Annotated in this window: 12 protein-coding genes; 6 read left to right on the top strand and 6 right to left on the bottom strand. The window is 68.1% G+C overall.

The window, feature by feature from the left end:
* Positions 1 to 88 precede the first annotated feature (88 nt).
* Positions 89 to 3,409 (top strand): LysM peptidoglycan-binding domain-containing protein, encoded by a 3,321-nt coding sequence (locus tag EDD34_RS10405; RefSeq protein ID WP_170177035.1) that lies wholly within the window; start codon positions 89 to 91, stop codon positions 3,407 to 3,409.
* 16 nt (positions 3,410 to 3,425) lie between these two features.
* On the opposite strand, the gene EDD34_RS10400 is transcribed toward EDD34_RS10405, so the two are convergent.
* From EDD34_RS10400 to EDD34_RS10375, 6 genes are all read right to left on the bottom strand, one after another.
* Complete coding sequence (locus tag EDD34_RS10400; RefSeq protein WP_123814495.1) at positions 3,426 to 7,541, bottom strand: tetratricopeptide repeat protein; 4,116 nt, start codon at positions 7,539 to 7,541, stop codon at positions 3,426 to 3,428.
* Between the two features lie 4 nt (positions 7,542 to 7,545).
* Positions 7,546 to 7,851 carry a trypco2 family protein gene (locus EDD34_RS10395; RefSeq protein WP_123814494.1) on the bottom strand — a complete coding sequence of 102 codons (306 nt, stop codon included), beginning with the start codon at positions 7,849 to 7,851 and terminating at the stop codon, positions 7,546 to 7,548.
* 316 nt (positions 7,852 to 8,167) lie between these two features.
* Positions 8,168 to 8,992: a hypothetical protein gene (locus EDD34_RS10390; RefSeq protein WP_170177034.1), complete on the bottom strand. Its 825-nt coding sequence runs from the start codon at positions 8,990 to 8,992 to the stop codon at positions 8,168 to 8,170.
* Positions 8,993 to 9,236: 244 nt separating this feature from the next.
* Positions 9,237 to 9,785 (bottom strand): CHAT domain-containing protein, encoded by a 549-nt coding sequence (locus tag EDD34_RS10385; RefSeq protein WP_342774866.1) that lies wholly within the window; start codon positions 9,783 to 9,785, stop codon positions 9,237 to 9,239.
* Positions 9,786 to 9,870: 85 nt separating this feature from the next.
* The gene (locus EDD34_RS10380) at positions 9,871 to 10,662 is read right to left on the bottom strand and encodes a transposase family protein (RefSeq protein WP_123814491.1); all 792 of its coding nucleotides are present in this window, start codon (positions 10,660 to 10,662) and stop codon (positions 9,871 to 9,873) included.
* Positions 10,663 to 10,770: 108 nt separating this feature from the next.
* Positions 10,771 to 11,343, bottom strand: a complete 573-nt coding sequence (locus EDD34_RS10375; protein ID WP_123814490.1) for a hypothetical protein — start codon at positions 11,341 to 11,343, stop codon at positions 10,771 to 10,773.
* Positions 11,344 to 11,756: 413 nt separating this feature from the next.
* Between EDD34_RS10375 and EDD34_RS10370 the strand changes: the two genes are divergently transcribed.
* The 5 genes from EDD34_RS10370 to EDD34_RS10350 are packed head-to-tail and all read left to right on the top strand — an operon-like array spanning position 11,757 to position 15,756.
* A complete protein-coding gene (locus EDD34_RS10370) occupies positions 11,757 to 12,698 on the top strand; it encodes a bifunctional DNA primase/polymerase (RefSeq protein WP_170177032.1) in 942 nt (313 codons plus the stop codon).
* A complete protein-coding gene (locus EDD34_RS10365; protein ID WP_123814488.1) occupies positions 12,695 to 13,045 on the top strand; it encodes a hypothetical protein in 351 nt (116 codons plus the stop codon). The genes EDD34_RS10370 and EDD34_RS10365 overlap by 4 nt, the downstream gene beginning before the upstream one ends.
* A complete protein-coding gene (locus tag EDD34_RS10360) occupies positions 13,042 to 13,920 on the top strand; it encodes a hypothetical protein (RefSeq protein WP_123814487.1) in 879 nt (292 codons plus the stop codon). The genes EDD34_RS10365 and EDD34_RS10360 overlap by 4 nt, the downstream gene beginning before the upstream one ends.
* 10 nt (positions 13,921 to 13,930) lie before the next feature.
* Complete coding sequence (locus EDD34_RS10355) at positions 13,931 to 15,088, top strand: ParB N-terminal domain-containing protein (RefSeq protein WP_170177031.1); 1,158 nt, start codon at positions 13,931 to 13,933, stop codon at positions 15,086 to 15,088.
* A complete protein-coding gene (locus EDD34_RS10350) occupies positions 15,085 to 15,756 on the top strand; it encodes a cell wall protein (RefSeq protein ID WP_123814485.1) in 672 nt (223 codons plus the stop codon). Before EDD34_RS10355 ends, EDD34_RS10350 begins: the two co-directional genes overlap by 4 nt.

The raw sequence follows: 15,756 nt of genomic DNA, 5'->3' as shown, positions 1-15,756 counted from the left end.
CCGCCTCGGCCGGTACCCGGCCCAGTCCGCACCAGATCCTCGGCCGATTAGCGTCGGCGGCCGGCTACGAGCGCTTGGGGCGGCCATCGTGGTCCTGGGCATGATGGCCGCTCTGCCGGTCCTGCTCGTCGCGACGTTCTCCGTCGTGTTCCCCGAGTGGCTGCTCACGCGGACCGGCGCGGAGATCGTCCTGTTCGGCGGGGACCTGCAGCGCGTCGCGCTCGTGCTCTTCTACATCGCGGCCTGGGCGTTCTGTCTCTGGTTCGCACAGGCCGTCGTCGTGGAGACCGTGACCCAGATGCGGCGGCTGCGCCGTCCGCATCTCGCGCCTGTTCCGGCCGGGGTCGTGGGGCGGCTCGTCGCGGTGCTCCTGGCCGCGGCGCCCGTACCCACCGCATTCGCTCAGCCGCCCGCCACCGCCGTGGAGGCACCCGCCACCGACGGTCCCGCGAACACACCCCGTGGCAAACCCGTGCCCAACGAGAGCACCCGAACCTCCTCGCCTGCGCGCGAGCCAGGTCCTGTGGAGTCCTCGGCATCTCCCGACGGCGCGCGCACCGTCTCCGCAGCGACCGCCGGGTCGCAAACGCCGAAGCTCGAGTCGTATGTCGTCCGGGAGAACGACACGCTGTGGGGTCTGGCGCTGTCCCGTCTGGGCGACGGCAAGCGGTATCGGGAGATCTACGAACTCAACCGGGACGTCATCGGACCGAAGCCCGACCTGCTTCAGGCCGGAGCGACGATCCTCCTGCCGATCTCTGCGGTCGACGAGCCCGCGCAGACGATCGACCAGGACGACCGTGCGGGGAGCGTCGGCGCGTCGTCGTACACGGTGAAGCCCGGCGACACGATCAGCGAGATCGCCGACGACCACTACGGCGCCCCGAACCGCTACCCCGACATCGTCGCCGCCTCCGCCGACACCATCCAGCCCGACGGTGACCGCCTCACCGATCCCGACCACATCGAACCCGGCTGGATCCTCACTCTGCCCGATACCGCTGAGCCTGTCTCCGACCGATCCCCCTCCGCAACGGATGACGTGACGACTGGGTCGGTCGATGGCGATCCGGAGACCACGTCGCAGGCGCCTGCAGGTGAATCATCGACCAGCGAGGATGCACCTGGCGCGGTTACCGGCCCACCACATGGCGCGGTTCCTGGTCCTGCCCGTCCGGCCGTCCCGGACGCAGAACTCTCGGCGCCCCGGACCTCTGGGCCCCGCGCGACGGCCAGTCCGAAGCCGAGCACGGCCGCTGACTCCCCGGAGGCCGCGGACGAGGAACGGTCCAGCGAAGCACCGGGATGGCTGGCGCCGTGGCTGCTGCCCGGAATCGCATCCGGCGCAGGACTCCTCGCGGCCGGCCTGGGCGGGGTCGTGCTCCGTGGACGCAAGCGGCAGGCTGCCTTTCGCCGCCCTGGCCGCATGATCCCGCCGATCCCGGAGGACCTGGTTCCGATCGCGGCCACGGCGCGCATCGTCGGCGGGCCCCGAGTTCCGGACCTACGCAGTCTCGACCTGCTGCTGCGACAGCTCGGCGGACCGTACCTGCGCCAGTTCACGTCCCGACGACCCGCCCTGATCTCGGTCGAACTGACCGATGACACCGCGATCCTGCACCTCGCCGAACCAGCCATGCTCCCTGCGCCCTGGGAAGGTGAGGGCGTCCGCTGGTCGGCACCGCTGTCGGCCGCACCCGACGAGTGCGACGAACTGGTGCCCTACCCGATGCTCGTCACCGTCGGCACCGACCCAGCCGGGCACGCCTGGCTCCTCGACCTCGAACGCCTCCGCACCGCGACCGTCGTCGGCGACCCCGACGAGATCGCGCGGTTCGCACGCCACCTCGTCGTCGAGCTCGCGATGAACCCCTGGACCATCAACCTCACCACCGACGCCATCGGCCCCATCGCGCCCGGCGCCCGTGGCCTGACGGACTACCGCCTTGAAGAGCACGACGACGCCTCCGCCCTGGCGCGGTTCCCCGGTGAACTGCGCGACGCCTACGAGAACGACGTCAACAGCGAAGACATCGAGTGGTACCACGCCGTGGTCGCCGAAGCCGCCCACGCCGACGAACTCGCGGAACTCGTCGGGGTCCTGGAGGGCGACCCCGGGCGCAACGGTCTGGCGGTCCTCCTGGTGGGAGCGCCCGTTGGCGGGCCTGTCGGGACGGTACTCGCGATCCGTGACGGGCGACTCACCGTGCCTGGCACAGACGTTGACGTTGAAGCGGTGCACCTGCGACAGGAGGAGGTCGACGCCGCCGTCCGCCTCTGCCGCCTGATGGCCGACACCACCGACGTCGCGGTCCCGGTCAACCCGGACGCCCGCGGCTGGAATGCCTTCGTCGACGAAGCCGGCACACCCCGTCCCGAATTGGTCGAGGCTCGCCCTGCCGACCCCGACGTCCCAGCCGGCCCCGGATCTCTGCTTCCCGACACGGACGCAGAGTGCGTTGAGAAGACCGGGAACACGCGCGAGGACCTTGCCCGCCTCGCGCCAGTCGTCAACCAGCCGAACACAGCTGACGACGGCAGCGACGACGTCGAAAGCGCTGGGCACGACGGCGGCCACGACCTCGTCGACCCGACACTCGAGCAGGACCTCGCCGACTGGGCCGATCCGAACTGCACCCGTCCGCGAGTCAAGGTCCTTGGCCCCGTGAGCATGTGGGCCGCAGGCCCGATGGACAAGGTCGCGGATAAGATGCCCACCATCCAGGCCGTCCTCGGCTACGTCGCCCTCCATCCCGATGGCGTCATTGCCTCCCAGATCGCCGCCATGGCCGGCGTCGAGACCACCAACGTCCGCAGCAGACTCGCCGACCTGCGCGACTGGCTCGGCAACCGACCCGACGGCAATCCCTGGCTACCCCTCGGGCGCGGCGGACGCCCCAGCGCGAAACGTCCACCACACCGCTTCCGGATCGAGGGCTGCCTCGTCGACTCCGACCTCCTCCTCCGCCTCAAGGCCCGCGCCTACCGCCGCGGCGCCGCCGGCCTCGAAGACCTCGTCGCGGCACTCCGACTCGTACGCGGACGACCGTTCACACTCCCCCGACCAGACGCACGATGGATGTGGGCCACCGAGGGTGAGCACCGTGATGCGATGCTCACCACCGCGATCATTGACGTCACCCAGGTAGTAGTCGCCCGCGCAGTGCTCGACCGCGACCTGATCCTCGCGCGTGAGGCGTACCGGATCGGTTCAGCGGTTGATCCTGACGGCGAAATCCTGAAGGTCAGCCTTGCGATGGTCGAACTCGCCGACAACCACCCGGAACGAGCCCGAGACCTCGCCGCCGACATCCTCGCCAAGCGAGGCGATGTGCAGCCACAGGACGACCTGGACCGGGCCTCCAAGGTCATGCGACAGATCACCGGTTCTGGTATTACGGACAAGTGACAGCGCGACTCGCCTGTCAGTCCGAGGATTGATTGGCCGGCGAAGAGTCGGCTGCGGTCACATGAGCGAGGCGTTGTTCAACCGTGCGGGTCACCTCGTGGTCGCCAAGGATCCGGCGGCAGTCCGCGAGAAGGGGGATCAGAAGCTTCACGGCCTCGTGGACGTGTCCACCGACCAGTAGTACCAGGGCAATCGTGTCGTGACGATTCAGTGTCCGCGAGTCTTCCGCGCCGAACAGTCGTTGACTCTCACTGGCATTGAAGCCAGCCAAGGTAAGCGCCTTCTCATCGTCGCCGCCATGTGCCATGGCGAGAGCGAGGTTCTCCCGCGATGCCAGCGTCATGGGGTGGTCCGGTCCCAACACCCGCTCGCTATCAGCATAGGTCTTCTCGAGCAGCGGGGTCGCACGCCTCAGGTCTCCCACCGAGTGGTAGGCGCTGGCGAGGTTGGTCTGGATCGCCAGTGCATGCGGGTGGTCCGCACCAAGTACCCGCTCGGTGTCGGTCAGCGTCTTCTCGTACAGCGGAATCGCACGCCGCAGATCCCCCATCGCCCGGTACCCGCCGGCGAGGTTGCTTCGGGACGCCAGCGAGTCCGGGTGGTCCGGGCCTAACACCCGCTCCTGGTCGCCAAGCGTCTCCTCGAACAACCGGACCGCGCGCAGCGCATTCCCCGCCGATAGGTACGCCCCGGCAAGGTTGCTCCGTGACGTGAGCGTGTGCGGATGGTCGTCGCCCAATACTCGCTCGGTATCGGTCAGCGTCTTCTTGTAAAGCGGCAGTGCATACTGCAGATCCCCCGCCGACGCGTAAGCGTCGGCGAGCTTGCCCTGTGAGTTCAACGTGTCTGGATGATCCGGGCCCAGCACTCGCTCCCGGTCTGAGAGTGTCTCCTCGAGCAGCGGGATCGCACGCCCCAGATCTCCAGCCGACTGGAACGCGCCAGCAAGGCTGATCCGCGTCGTCAGCGTGTCCGGATGGTCCACACCCAACACACGCTCGGCGTCGGCCAGTGTCTTCTCGTACAGCGGGATCGCACGCTGCAGATCACCTGCCGACTCGCATACTGCAGCAAGGTTGATCCGCAAAGCCAGCGTGTCCGGATGGTTGGAACCCAATACCCGCTCGGTGTCGGTCAGTGTCTTCTCGTGCAGCGGGATCGCACGCTGAAGATCCCCCGCCCGCGCATATGCACCGGCGAGAATTCCCTGCAGTTTCAAGGTGTCTGGATGATCCGGACCCAGCACTCGCCCCTGGTCTGAAAGCGTCTCTTCGAACAGCGGGATCGCACGCCGCAGATCACCTGCCGACTGGAACGCGCCAGCGAGATTGCCACGCGACTCGAGTGTATCCGGATGCAGCGCACCCAACACCCGCTCTCTATCCGAGAGGGTCCTCTCGTACAGCGGAAACGCCCGATTTAAGTCCCCCACCGACTGGTACGCCCCAGCAAGGTTGTTCCGCGACGCCAGGGTGTTTGGATGGTCCATACCCAGCACCCGTTCCCTGTCCGAGAGCGTGTTCTCGTACAGCGGGATCGTGCGCCGCAGGTCTCCGGATGACTGATAGGCGTATGCGAGGTTACTCCGTGACATCAGTGTGTCCGGATGGTCCGCGCCCAGCAGCCGCTCGGTGTCGGTCAGCGTCTTCTCGTACAGCGGAATGGCACGCCGCAAGTCCCCGACTGACTCATACGCCCCCGCGAGGTGATCCCGCGACGTCAGGGTGTCCCGATGGTCAACGCCGAGCACCCTCTCCCTGTCCGAGAGAGTGCTCTCATATAGGGGAATCGCGCGCTCGAAGTCCCCGACCGATTCGTACGTGAACGCGAGGTTGTCCCGCAACGTCAGAGTGTTCGGATGGCTCATGCCCAGTACTCGCTTCATCTTCTTAAGCGTGCCCACATACAACCGAATCGCACGCTGCGAATCCCCCGTCGACCGGTAGGCGCCAGCTAGGTTGCATCGAGAGAACAGCGTGCCCGGATGATTGGTGCCCAGCACCCGCTCGGAGGCGGTGACCGTGGCCTCGAACAACGGAATCGCCCGCTGCAGGTTCCCGACCGACTGGTACGCGAAGGCGAGATTGTTCCGCGATGCGAGGGTGTCCGGATGGTCTGTACCCAAAACGCGCGCAGCGGCGTCCAACAAGCGGCGCAGCAGGGTGATGGCCGTGTAATGGTCAGAAAGGGCATGCAGAACGTACCCCGTGCGTAGGCCGGTGGTAATTAGTTCCTGACTGACGTCCGCGTCTGGGGCATGGCTGAGTGCGAGGAAGTGTCGTGCCAGGAAGAGGGCTTCAGTGCGCTGCGCCCAGTAGGTATCGCGGTCCAAGGGGTTGACAGCGTGGACGATTTCCGCCGCGGCCATGGCAGGCGCCGGCCACTGCGCATGCTGGGAAATCTCGCTGATCACCCGGGCGACGAGCCGGTGCATGATGACGCCGGCGGCGTCCTCAGACGGCTGAGCAAGACCACTATCGGCGATCACGGCCAAGGCGTCGTCGATGTCGAACCTCTCGCCCAGGACCTCGAGCCAGCGGCGTGGCACGCCGCTAGGGTCAAGCAGCGCGAGAGCACCAAGGACACGTTGGACCAGTTCACGGTCTGCAGCCGCTTCCAGCGCCGCGTCGACCGCGAGCGCGAGCGCAGCGATCGTTGCGCGGGGGTACTCGGGGGTTGCCTTGACATCACCCAGCAGCCGGTCCAACGGTCGTCGATCCAGTTCCTTCAGGTACTGGTCGTACCCGTACGCGTGGTCGAAACGGCGACGGCGCGTGACCGTCCACACCGCAGCGGCCAACGCCAGAGGGAGCCGTCCCAGTTCGTCGGCAACCCCACCCGCCGCATCCGGATCGGTAAAGGTGGTCCCCTCCTGCAGAAAGCCGATCGCCTGCCCAGGTGTGAACACACCAACGTCCAGGACCTCGCCGACGGCAACGGATCTGTCTGCGGTCGTGACGACCACGGCGGCCGCCCCTTCCGGAGGCAACAGACCGTTCAGGTCGCGCGCGTCGGCCAGGTTGTCGAACACGACCAGCCGCGACACGGCAGGATCTGCGGCCCACAGGCTGTACATGCGACGGACGCTGTCCTCGGGCGATTCCCCCTGCGCGACCGCAGCAGCACGATCAGCAAGAAGCCGGAGGTCAGACACGGCAGTGTCGCGAGTCTCGGCATTCACCCAAGCCACGACCGGCCAGCCCTGCTGCATACAGTGACGGGCAACTTCGGCAGCGGTCTGGGACTTGCCGACGCCTCGCAACCCGGCAAGCGAGACAACCGTGGCCAGGCCATGACCGGTGACCAGCTCAAGGAGTACGGCCGTCACGTCACGATCCACATGTCCCGGCGCCCGTCGAGGCACCCGGCCGATGATGACCTGATCGGCGCGCACCATTCCACCCACCGTCACCAGTCCGGCCAGCCCCGGGACGCCGATCCGGTCCCAGAAGCCCGCAGCCGCGTCAGGACCAAGCCCATCCAAGAGGTTAAACCCCGCCATGCGCAGCGCGGTCGGCGTCTCCTTGACCTGCCTAGCCGAGATCACCCCGACGCAGAACTGCTGGCCGCTGACCGTCGCGAGTACCGCCCCGCCCGACGCGGCCGACCACGCCCTGGTCACCTCATCGGCAGTGCCACGTACATCCGGCAGCAGCGACCGATCCGAGGTCAAAGAGAGCGCGATCCGTCCGTCACCCACCCAGCCATCCGGGATCCGCGCCGCATGCGCCGAGTCCAGCAGTAGGTTCCCCACCAGGGGTACCAATCGATCCGGCCCACTCGATCCGCCCTCGCCGCTCGGGTCGAGACGTCCGAACGAGGGATAGCACCCGCACGCACAGTCCTCCAGGACGCCGCCTGCAGCCGTGTCCAGGACCGCCAGTGGCACCGGCTCAACCTCAGGCAGGCCGTCGACCTCCAGCAGTGCCAGATCCACGCTCGCCTGGCCGGTACGCCACACCACCCGGCCCTCGAGCATCGCGCCTGACTGCCACACCTGGTAGTCAGACCCGTCTGCGCAGTGATCTGCCGTCAGGACGAGGTTCTCGCGCAGGTGGAAACCCGATCCCCGAAAGCGACCTAGCTGGCCGTGGCGCATGTACGTCAGCAGCACGTTCCGCGCGATCTCCACCGCCTCAGTCCCGCCCGTCCAGCAGCGGCGTCTGGGGCTGCACGGTCCCGTTCCGGTCCACGATCTTCGGGGTCAGGGACAGCTTCACCGTCTGCGTTGTAGCCCTACTCGCCGATGCTTCCGCACCGCCCTCGAGCAGCCACCACTTGATCCCGGCGCTGCCGCCGCCTTCGGCCGTCACCGCGGCCTGCAGCTCCAGATCAACCGACCCGACCTCGAACCGCAGCCCCTTCCCGTCCCCGGCCGAGCGTGCCGCCTCGAGCTCCGACCGCAACGCCTCGATCGCCTTCGCCAACTCGATCTGCCCCACGCTAGCGTCCTCCTCGTCACCGCCCAGCAAGAGTCCCGCTGACGCTACCCAGACCCGGCAAAACCGGCAACGGAAGTCGACCGCTTCACCCGCTTCGAGTAGGTGTGAGCGGCCTTCTCGATGGACGCCAAGCCAGCGCTCGACGATGAAGGCGAGGACGGTCAGCGAGACCGCGCGCGGCCTAAGCGACGTCGGAGGTTCACGGTCGCCTCGCTGGGGCGCGGTGACTGCAGTTCCCAGACCACGTCTACGACCACTGGCGTCGGCTCCGCCGGCCGGCCAGGTGGTGGAGATCGCTGGTGGGGCGGCGTGCGGGCTATCCCCGCTGCTGGAGGAGACTCATGGCGTTGTCGAAAACGTCCCAGATCATGGTCAGTAGGCCTATGACGTCGGCGATGTTCGCAGCAACGGTCAGTTGGTTGGTGCCAGGAGCCGACTCGGCGATGCGCAGCAGCGGCCAGGTGTGGGCGTGGGCATACCCGCTGGTCTGGTTCCAATAGCGCATGAGGATCGCTCGGTAACTGACGGACTTCGTGGGCCTGACATCGTCGGGCTGGGGCAAGGGAGAGACTCTGTCGAGGTACCTGGCGACGATTCCGAAAAGCTCACCGTCTCCCTTCAGGGCGACGGGCGTGAGTCCAAGGCGTGTGACCTCCTCGAGAATGCCGCTCTGGTCGCACCTTAGCTTCTCGCGCCAGTCTGTGAAGGTCTTGTGGATCGGGTCGCTCTCGTCGACCACCGCAAGGGCGTCGCGGACCTCGCGCAGGGAACTCTTGTCGTCTTCGAGGGCGAGTGCCGCACAGCGGCGGAAGCGCTCGTCACTGTCGTCGGGTTCGAGTAGATAGAGGGCTTTGCATGCCGCGAGGAGCGCGGTACGGCCCATCGCCTGCTCGACACCGAGCGGGCTGAATGTCTTCTTTGCCTGGACCAGCCGTCCGATCGAGTCGAGAAACTCGTACGTGGAGCGCAGGTGCAAGTACGCGCGGTGGCCGGGCTGAAGCACCGTCGAGCGATCGCCGTCTAGCGCAAGCGGGGACCCCTGCATGAAGCCGGGGTCGGCGCCGACGAGTCGGGACTCATACGTGTGCAGGACACGGTAGAGCAGATTCAGTCGATGGGCAGCGTCGGGATCCTTTTCCACGATCACCGAGCCACCAGCAGACGAAGGGCCCTGAGGCACGTCCAATGGGAGATCAACAGTGCGGTCGTGTAGCGAGTTGCCCGGTCTGCCGGCCCTCCGTAGCCGACGCTCGGCCCCTGAGGGGAAGCGGCTGAAGCAGGGTGTCGTGATGCGGGATTTCCCAGGCGCGGTTGCAGGGCGATCATGCTCGCTCCTGAGTCGCAAACGGGTACGGCACTGTCCCGTCGCTCGCCGACACAGCGTGTCATGAGGTGCCCTCCGGTCCGAGTACGAGGCGAACGGCGCCGGCATCGATCCCGGGTGCGGCGATCAGTGTGGGCAGGTTGTGATCTGTCAGACCGTTCATCTCCATGTCGACTCGCGCAACGGCTAGCGCGCTCTCGACGGACTGACCATCAGCGATGGACCGGTAGAAGCGCGTGGCGAACGTGATGGCGTCGATGTCACCCACGGGCGCGCTCATCCCGATGGCGATCGGAACGCCTGCGAGCAGCGGTTCGAGGCTGCTGGCGGATTCGCAGGCGTTGAGGACGACGAGGGCCGGCCGCTGATCAGGAGAGGAGACGGCGCGCATGAAGAGTTCGATCGGGATCTCGCGACCGTCGTTCCCCGCGATGCTGCCATCGTCAAAGACAAGTACCTGCTCATCGGCGTGCCCGGAGAAATGAATCACGTGGGGCTGGAACGTAGTGAGGTAGTTCAGCAAGTCGTCTGCGGTGACATCGGGGGCGTGTTCGATCTCCACCACGTCGCGGTGCACGGCGGCCGCCACGGCGTTCTTGACGCGGCGGATCTCCTGCGCGACCCGGAGCCCTCCTTCGGGCGACGCTGTGGCGTACAGGATCCGCAGGTTCTCCTGCTTCGGCTCAGAGCGTTATTCACGGGCTCTGGCGGTAGAACTCGAGGTTGGTGATCGCGTGGATCACGCTTGGTAGCTCGCTCAGCCGGCCGCGGTAGCCGGTCGAGAGGATCTTCCACTGCTTGAGGTGCGCGATCGTTCGTTCGACCGGTGCCCGCATGCTGGCGATCTTGCGGTTCCACTCCCTGTCGGCCTCGGTGCGCGGCTCGTCCTTCTTCTTCGGTCGCGGCGTGAGCCGGGTGTGCTTGACGTAGGCGCTGTCGGCGAACACGGCCAACAGCTCGTTGCCGGCCCGGGCCGTGGTGATCTGGTCGGCCCAGCCGACTTCTTCCAACGCCCGTGAGTCGTGCCGTGAGCCACGCACCGGCCGTGAGACACCGACCAGGGCGCCGCCCAGCCGGGCGGCGACCTGGATGTTCAGGGCCTGCTTGCGGTGCTTGCCGTTGAAGTTCGTCGTGCCTGTCCCGGCACGGTTCCCGGTCGGGATCGGCGTGCCGTCGATCAGCACGACCCCGATCTTCAGGGCCTGCGCGAGGTGTTTGCGGTCCAGCGCGGTGACCTGTCCGAGCAGAGCGATCAGGTACCGCCAGATCCGCGAGACAGTGGGCTGAGAGGTCTCGTACAGGTCGGCGGTCATCTGCTGGCGCAGGTTGTGCCGCGCCATGATCAGCACCATCACCACCGCACGCCCGAACGGCATCGTGAAGTTCTCCCGCTCGGCAGGCGGCCGGCCGTCGTGCACCTGCCACGCGCGGGCGATCAGCTCGGAGGTCTGGGCAGGCGTGAGCCCGACAGTAGAGTGGTAGCGCAACGGCCCCTCGTTCTCGGTTCGATCAGGTCTCGACAACCACGATCAAACCGGACACAGGGGCCGTTGCGCTACCTGCCCGATCTTGACTCTGACCAGCAACGACGCGGGTCAGACGCCGGAACCCTCATGGGCCGCCCCACGCCCGTGAATAACGCTCTCACTCAGCGCGGCGATCAGGTCCGCGAGATGCACCTCGGCCTGATCAATGCGAGCGCGAGTTTCGGCCCGGTCTGCCCGCCGTTGCTGCTCGGCGCGCACTTGCTCCTGCTGACGCTGTCGTTCGTCCGCGCGGCGTTGCGCCTCGCGCTTGCGCTCTGCGTCCTCGCGCGCTCGCCGGTCCTTGTCGGCCGCCCGCTTGTCAGCTGCTGCTTCTCGGGTGAGCGCTGCGGTGAGTTCCTTGTTGAGACGGGCCTCCCCCTTGCTGAGATCGGCGCGCTTCTTGGCCGCTGCGGCAATCTTCTTGCCCTCCGCGACAGCGGCCTTTCGGGCAGAGTCAGCCTGACGCAGGTAGTTCTTGGCCGTCACGGCACTGGATGTCTTGGAGGCACGCGTCTCCTTCTCGCTGGCCTCGGCCTCCTTTGCCGCCTTCTTCGTCTCCGCGGCGCTGATGTCCTGATCAACCTTCGAGCGCTTCTGTACGACGTCGGCAATCTTCTGCCGGATCTGTGCTGACGATGACAAGGTCCCTCCCAAGCAGGCGGCGATCCCGGACGGCTGTGCTGGGCAGCGGGACACTCGTGACCGCGACTCCCTGACGACTGTATGGCGGTTTGCCGGCCTTCGCCCGCCAGCCGGCGCGACGCACGGCTGCCGTTCACACGATCACGGAGAGGATCAGCACGCTGCCCACTGGTGTCACTCCCGACAGGATCCGCTACGCCCCGCGTCGACGCAGGAGGCTAACCGCCGATCACCTACGAGATTCGCTGTAACGGCATGTCACGTGTTCAGGAGCCTCCTCCTGATGGACAGGTCAACGTTCAGACCCGAGCGCGCCGGGGCGGTTCTGACCTGCTCCGAAACCACCCGCACGCTTCTCCGGCGCGGTTCTCCGCATGCGATTTCGGCCGGTTGTCGGTGTCAGCGTGGCGGGCATGGACATCCGCCAGCCTGCCGAACTCGACCGCCGGACACGCGCCGTGGTCGCGGCGTTCGGCGCGCCGTCGCGCCTGGAGTCGGCGCGGCTCCTGGTGCGTGCTGGCGTCCCCATCTTCCCGTGCGCGCCGGGTACGAAGCGCCCGCGGATCCGGGGCGGCTTCAGGAGCGCGTCGGCCGATCTTGCGGTCGTGGAGGGATGGTGGCGGCGGTGGCCTGACGCGAATGTCGCGATGCCGACCGGTGCTGTCTCGGGCTGGGATGTCGTCGATGTCGATCTGCACGACGGCGCTTCGGGCCGTCCTGCCTTCGATGCGTCGCTCGCCCGCGGGCTGACGTCCGGATGGGCCTTGGTGGTGCGCACGCCGTCGGACGGACTGCACGCGTACTACCCGAACGCCAGTGAGCAGAGTTGCTGGACGTGCGAGCGCGCTCACGTCGACTTCCGGTCGGACGGTGGCTACGTCGTCGTCCCGCCGTCGCACGTCGTGTACGAGGACGGGAGCGCCGGCGACTACCGGCTCACGGTCCTCGCCGACCGGCCCGCCTCGCCGGTCGACGGCACGGCCCTGCGGACGTTCCTCGACCCGGCCTGGGCTCAGCGGGCGGCGCGCTTCCCAGCGGTGACCGCGGGCAGCGCGGACCCGGAGCGGCTGGCGGCGTGGATCGCCGCGCATCCGGAGGACGGGCGTAAGCGGCGCCTGTTCTGGGCGGCGTGCCGCGCCGTCGAGGCGGGGTGCGACCTGGACACAACCCTCATGACGTTGGGGAATGCCGCCTTGCAGGTCGGTGTCTCCGCGCGGGTCGCGGAGTCCGCGATTCGTTCCGCGTTCCGGCACGCGTCCCCGCGTGTCGCATCGTCGGCCACCGGCCGGCCGCCCCACTCCACAGTGCCGGGCGGCGGTCGCCGTCCGGAGCATCCAACGGCGGTGATCTCATGAACGACCAGCAGCACACTCCCGTATCCCGTACGGGCATCGCGAAGGCATCCGTCCCGGATGGCCCGAACCCGTTCGCCGTTCACGGCGACCCGTCCCGGCGCGACGACCCCGCCCAGGACGCCACGTCGAACACGCGGCGTCTGCGGTGGACGCGGCCGGCGGATCTGCACCACGACCCGATGGTCGCCGAGCGTCTGATGCAGGGCGTGGACCTGGAGGCCCGCCTCGTGCGCTGGGCTCGTGGCCTTCACGCTCGCGGGGTGCGCAAGCTGCGCGCTCTCGGAACGCCGCCGTCAACGCCGTCACCTCACCGGGCCGCCGGTCGCGAAGGGCCGGGTCGGTCATGAGCACGAGCCACGCCCCGTTCACGGACACCGCGCAGGCGCTGCCGTCCTTCGCCAGCTCGCACGGCTTACGACGCCTGCTCGTCAAGGTCTTCACCTCGGACAGCGACGGCTGGTCCCACCCGGAGGTCCCTGCGCTGCTGGAGTACTGCGAGCGCAAGTTCGCTCTCCTGGCCCGTCGTCACGGGCAGGATCCGGCCGACGCCATGGCTGCGGCGTTCGACGTGCTGCGTCTGCCCTCCACCCTCGATGCCGAGGACCCGTGGGGTGTCGTGACCCGTGCGGTCCAGCGCACTATGCAGGCCGCTGACCGTGCCGACCGGCTGCTGTGCTCCGTCGACCACGCGCGCCGGCTCATGAGCTCTGGTGACCACGATGTCGAGCGGTTCAGCGATCTGGCCGAGGACGGTTCGATCCCCGTCGTCGTCGAGCAGGTCGCCCAGCAGCCGCCGGGCGAACCAACAGTGGACACGCCGCGGTCGCCGTCGGACATGGCCTCGATCCGCGAGTCCATCACCGACCGCGACGTACGGATCGGTCTGATCACGGTCCGGACCTTGTTGTCGTGGGCCGGCTGGCCGCCCGACGACGCACGAGTAGCGCTCGAGTACGTCTGCCAGCGGCTGCGTGAGTCCGGCAGCCCGGCCGCGGCGTTCGACTCGTTGCGGCGCGACTTGAGCCCGCTGCACCTGCTCGACGTCGACCACTCCACCTGGACCCGACTGTGCCGCGTGCTGCTCGGGTCGGCCGCCCAGGACGGCCTGATTCGGCGTGCGATGTGCGGTGCTCGGCCGGTCCACCTGCTCGATGACTCGCGCCTCATGGCTGCGCTCGCGTTGACGGCCCCGGCACCCAGCTCGGAGGTGCGCCATGGCTGAGGCGACGGAGGTGGTCGGCGGGCTGGACGTCGCCGTCGATGCGATCAGTGTCGGGGTCCGGCATCGCAAGGATGTCGGCGACCTGGAGGCGCTGGCCTCGTCGATCGAGCAGCTCGGGCTGCTCCAGCCGATCACGATCACTCCCGGCCGGGTGCTGGTGTGCGGGTGGCGGCGGCTGGAGGCCGTCAAGCTGCTGGGTTGGACGCAGGTGCGCGCCTGGGTGCGTTCCGGGCTGTCCGACGACGCGGCCCGGCTGCTGGCCGAGCACGACGAGAACGTCCTGCGCCAGGCCTACACGAAGGTCGAACAGGCGGCGCTCTACCGGGAGTTCAAGGAGGTCCTGAGCCAGGAGGCGAAGCAGCGCCAAGCGGCCACGCAGTTCGGGGCAGAGGCATCCGAGACAACGAACAGCTCCGACGACGACGCCATGGCCGCCAAATCGGGTGATTCGAACATCCCGGGTTCTGTTGATTCAACATCGCCGGACGAAACGAGCGAGACGCTCTCGACTCGCGACCGGGCGGCGCTGCTGGCCACGGGGAAGAAGTCGTGGCAGGCGATGGAGCGAATCGGGACGCTCATGGACTACTCCGTCGACCCGTCGCTGCCCGACGACGTCCGCGAGCTCGCCGCCGAGGCTGTGCTGCGGATCGAGGACGGCGGGCAGGTCGCGCCCGATTGGGAACGAGTGCAGGCAGCGCTGGGGTTTGTGCCCGATCAGGACGACGACGCTCCCGACAGCGCGGCCAGCACGCATGATTCGGAACCCGCTCCGCGGGTCTCGCTGTACGCGCTGCGGGTCTGGGCGACGACCTGGGAAGGGATCGCGCGGCTGCTCTACGAGCACGATCCGCTCGTTCTCGGTCCGGCGTTGCCGGTGAAGGACTGGGACACGCTCTGCGACGTTCAGCGTCGGCTCGCCGAGATGGTCGAGGCGATGCGCCAGGCGCGACAAGAGGCTGCCACGGCGCATGCCGACGACGCCACGGGAGGCGAGGAGGAGGGCGCAATCATCGCGCCGACCGGTGCCGCCGATGGTGACGAGCCGACGCAGGACGCTGAGCGTCCGGACGGCGCTGGCGATCAGCCGGCACGCGGCGCTGAGCGCCCGGACGATGCAGCTGAAGGCGGGCTCGCGCAGGTCGTCCCGCTTGGGGCACGGTCATGAGCGCCGCCCAGCTCCGCAGGCACTGGCGCATCATCGGCGCGGCCCTGGCCGCGGTCGTGGTGCTGACGGTTCTCCTGCTGCGTGGCTTCGACGGCCACCAGGATGTCGCGCCGTCGGCGCAACCCTCCTTGACGAGCCCGTCCGGCATCGGTTCGGTGGAGGCGGGCTCGTCCGACACCGATCAGTCAGGTGACGGCCCGGGTGCGACGTCCGACCTGATCGTTTTCGCGCGGAGCGCGTCGTCGGCCCTCTTCGACTGGGACTCGACGATGGCCACAAGGTCCGCCGTGATGGCGGCCGTGCTGCAGATCGCTGACCCGTCGGGAGAGCACTCCCCCGGGCTACTTGCCGATCTGTCCGTGTGGCTTCCCGACGAGGCGTGGTGGGCTCGGCTGCGCGAGTACCAGACCCGCCAGCGTCTCGAGGTGACGTCGGCCGAGGTGCCGGCCGCCTGGAGGCGCGCGGTCGCGGCCGGGCAGGTCCCGGATCTCGCGCCGGGGACGACGGCCGTCACGGTTTCGGGCGTACGGCATCGCGATGGCGTCGTCGCCGATCGGCCCGAGTCCTGGTCCGACCGCGTGACGTTCACGGTGTTCGTGGTCTGCCCGCCGGACGGCGACGACTGCTGGCTCGCGCGCCTCGGTGCGCCCGGCAAGGTCCTGGAATGA

Origin of the sequence: Myceligenerans xiligouense, from assembly GCF_003814695.1 — a bacterium.
Lineage (GTDB): Bacteria > Actinomycetota > Actinomycetes > Actinomycetales > Cellulomonadaceae > Myceligenerans > Myceligenerans xiligouense.
The sequence above is the reverse complement of the archived record's forward strand: the minus strand, read 5'-3'. Positions and strand labels throughout refer to the sequence as shown.

Excerpts from the sequence above, each read along its gene's own strand:
- EDD34_RS10365 (WP_123814488.1), top strand. The coding sequence starts at position 12,695 with ATGAACGACCAGCAGCACACTCCCGTATCCCGTACGGGCATCGCGAAG.
- EDD34_RS10360 (WP_123814487.1), top strand. The coding sequence starts at position 13,042 with ATGAGCACGAGCCACGCCCCGTTCACGGACACCGCGCAGGCGCTGCCG.
- EDD34_RS10350 (WP_123814485.1), top strand. The coding sequence starts at position 15,085 with ATGAGCGCCGCCCAGCTCCGCAGGCACTGGCGCATCATCGGCGCGGCC.
- EDD34_RS10370 (WP_170177032.1), top strand. The coding sequence starts at position 11,757 with ATGGACATCCGCCAGCCTGCCGAACTCGACCGCCGGACACGCGCCGTG.